The sequence below is a fragment of the Periweissella beninensis genome (assembly GCF_016908275.1).
Lineage (GTDB): Bacteria > Bacillota > Bacilli > Lactobacillales > Lactobacillaceae > Periweissella > Periweissella beninensis.
The window spans coordinates 1-2,627 of the sequence record NZ_JAFBDN010000051.1; the positions used below are offsets into that span (position 1 = coordinate 1).

At 35.3% G+C, this 2,627-nt stretch carries 4 protein-coding genes; all 4 read right to left on the bottom strand.

Annotated elements, in window-relative coordinates; all coding sequences use genetic code 11:
- Nucleotides 1–91: 91 nt before the first annotated feature.
- The gene (locus JOC59_RS09145) at nucleotides 92–892 is read right to left on the bottom strand and encodes a TIGR03111 family XrtG-associated glycosyltransferase (RefSeq protein ID WP_205144438.1); all 801 of its coding nucleotides are present in this window, start codon (nucleotides 890–892) and stop codon (nucleotides 92–94) included.
- Between the two features lie 12 nt (nucleotides 893–904).
- Nucleotides 905–1,483 carry an exosortase family protein XrtG gene (gene xrtG, locus JOC59_RS09150; RefSeq protein WP_205144439.1) on the bottom strand — a complete coding sequence of 193 codons (579 nt, stop codon included), beginning with the start codon at nucleotides 1,481–1,483 and terminating at the stop codon, nucleotides 905–907.
- Nucleotides 1,476–2,201, bottom strand: coding sequence for a Firmicu-CTERM sorting domain-containing protein (locus JOC59_RS09155; RefSeq protein ID WP_205144440.1), 726 nt, complete (start codon nucleotides 2,199–2,201; stop codon nucleotides 1,476–1,478). Before JOC59_RS09155 ends, xrtG begins: the two co-directional genes overlap by 8 nt.
- Before the next feature lie 96 nt (nucleotides 2,202–2,297).
- Nucleotides 2,298–2,465 (bottom strand): hypothetical protein, encoded by a 168-nt coding sequence (locus JOC59_RS09160; protein WP_205144441.1) that lies wholly within the window; start codon nucleotides 2,463–2,465, stop codon nucleotides 2,298–2,300.
- Between the last annotated feature and the right edge of the window lie 162 nt (nucleotides 2,466–2,627).

The window sequence follows — 2,627 nt, forward strand, 5'->3', positions numbered from 1 at the left end:
GATACTCAAGAATTGCATTAAGTTTTGTTTGTTGAGAAAAATACATAAGAAAACCCCTCGATTGGATTTACTCCAATTCGAGGGGTTCAGTTCAATTAAAACAAAAGCCCACTTTTTTACCTAATCTATCCCGTAATTGAAAAGTCATATCAGTATCTTCACCAACTGTATTAACGTTATACAAAAAAGTCGTTACTAATGCATCCCGGCGGAAGGCTGAAAAAGCCCCAGACATTGTGAACAATTGATTTTTATTGCTTTCAATACTGCGCCCTGCTAAAAAGGATTGAGCATATTCAAAATATTCATTGGCTTGTAACGCCCACAGCCGCCACTTCTTTGTCGCATCAATCAAATTTTTTTGCGTTAAAATTGTCCCCGTTGCGGCATCAATTCCTGGATTATTTTCAAAATATAAAACTAAATTAGTTAACGCCTCTGCTTGCAACATACCATCTGTATCAAGATTGACAATGTAGCGTCCAATACTACTATAAATGGCCGCGTTTAAGGCTTGTGCTTTACCTTGATCTGTATCCATCCATTGAATTCGTAAGTTTTTAAATTGCCACTGGGCACGTTTATACTCATCAAAGCTGTTATCAGTACTATGATTGTTCACCACAATTACTTGAATTAAGTCTTTGGAATAAGTTGAGTGATAAATTGATTCGATACAACTATATAATGTTTCCGCTGAATTATATACTGGTAAAATGATTGAAACAATTGGCATCTTAAGTGGTTGATTTACAATTTTTTTAGTATGAGCCATCCTAAGTAATTTAAAGAAATACCTAATGGCTGGTAGGACTTCAACAATGATTGGGATTAGTAACCACGTAAACCAAAAACCAATTTGATAAATTAATTGGTGAAAATAAAAAGTCATACATTCTCCTTTTTAATGTGATAACATCCGATTAACTAACTGGCCTTTCGTAAAAACGACATAATACAGGATGATTGCTAACGTATAAAAAATTAATCGACCAATAATCGAATGTGCTAAATAAAAGGCCCCATTCCCAAAGTAGTAAACTGTCACGGCGATAAATGAAAGACGAATAACATTGGCCATATAAATCCAAACGAAACCAAATAAACCTAATAAAAGGCGTTTTTGCCCCCGATAAACTGGATAAAAGGCGATTAAGCCCCAAAAAGCGGTTGTTTCAATAATTCCCGAACATTCATAGTCAACTAATAAAATACTGGTACGGTGATTAGCAATTACTTGGATAATGTGAGAACTATAAAATGTTGTGAACAATCCAGTTAGTTTACCAATAATTCCCACACCCCAAGTAACGACACTTGAAAACAACCAAACACCATATGGTTTACTGAGTAATATTAAAATAATAAATAAACCAACGCTCCCAAAAAGAAAATAAAACGCATCTGTTTTGGCTCGCTTGAGAACTGATAACCCATATACCCAGATGATTATACTTAAAATAATGATTGTTTTACTAAGCATACTGCATAACCTCGGGAGCGGTTTTAGACCCTTTACTTTTACGCATTTTAATGACGCTTATTAACGCGATTAATAAGCCCAGAACGACTAATGGCCATGGAGCGGTTGAAGCCCCAGCATAAGTAATCGTTTTCGCACCATACCAGATATTATTGGTTAGTGTGACTTGTGCATTTTCTGATATTTCACCATCTTTTAAACCCAACGCGCTAATTGGAATCGTAAATTGCATAATATTATTTACCCGGTTACCATTATCACGCACTAAGTGTTGTACGGTAACCGCATCTGTAACGGTAGTATTCTTAAACGTACTAGTGTTATACACGTCAACTGGGAAACTCTTAGTTTGATTTTGTTGACTAGATTGTAAATTAGAAAAATTATTTGAATTATTATCAATATAGATTGGTTGCCCTGCAATTGTTAAAACATATCCCGTCAGGTGAACCTTACGATCATCAGGATTCCAAGTCGCATCATCACTAGCATATACTTCCGGATCCATACTGACATACATGTAGACATTTTTATCATCAATACTAAGGCCGACCTGTCGATATGTATCATATTTGGTGCCACCACCATTACTCCTAGCAATTAGCTTCGTCAAATCACCATATTGCCAAGTATCCGCCGCGGCTACTTGATAGGTGGTGAAACAAGCGAACAAAACAGTTAGTATTAAACCTGTTATTTTTATCATTTTACTTTTCATGTTCATCAGCTCCTCATTTCATTTATTCGTTAGGTATTCATTTTTAATTAATTTTACTCGCCTCAGTGTCAAAATTTGATAACCTTGTAATCCCGTTTATTTGACTTCCCCTGTATATTGATAAGTTTGTTGATGCACGCGAGCAAATTTAACGGCTGGGACAAAACTATATTGCACCTGATACGTTACTAAACCTGTTTGCTTAGTTAAGTGTTTTAGCTGCTTCACTTTTAACTGATACTGATACTGCCGTAAACTATGCATATTTTGATAAGTTGTAAAAATCGTATGGAGTTCTTTGTATGCCCTACTTTGCTTACCATTAACAAACGGGGTCTACACTTTTTGGTACTGATAGACATGACGTCGTCATGTTAATCGGTATCTTTTTTTCTTGCATTTTGTAAAAAAAGGTGTAAAAAAAGA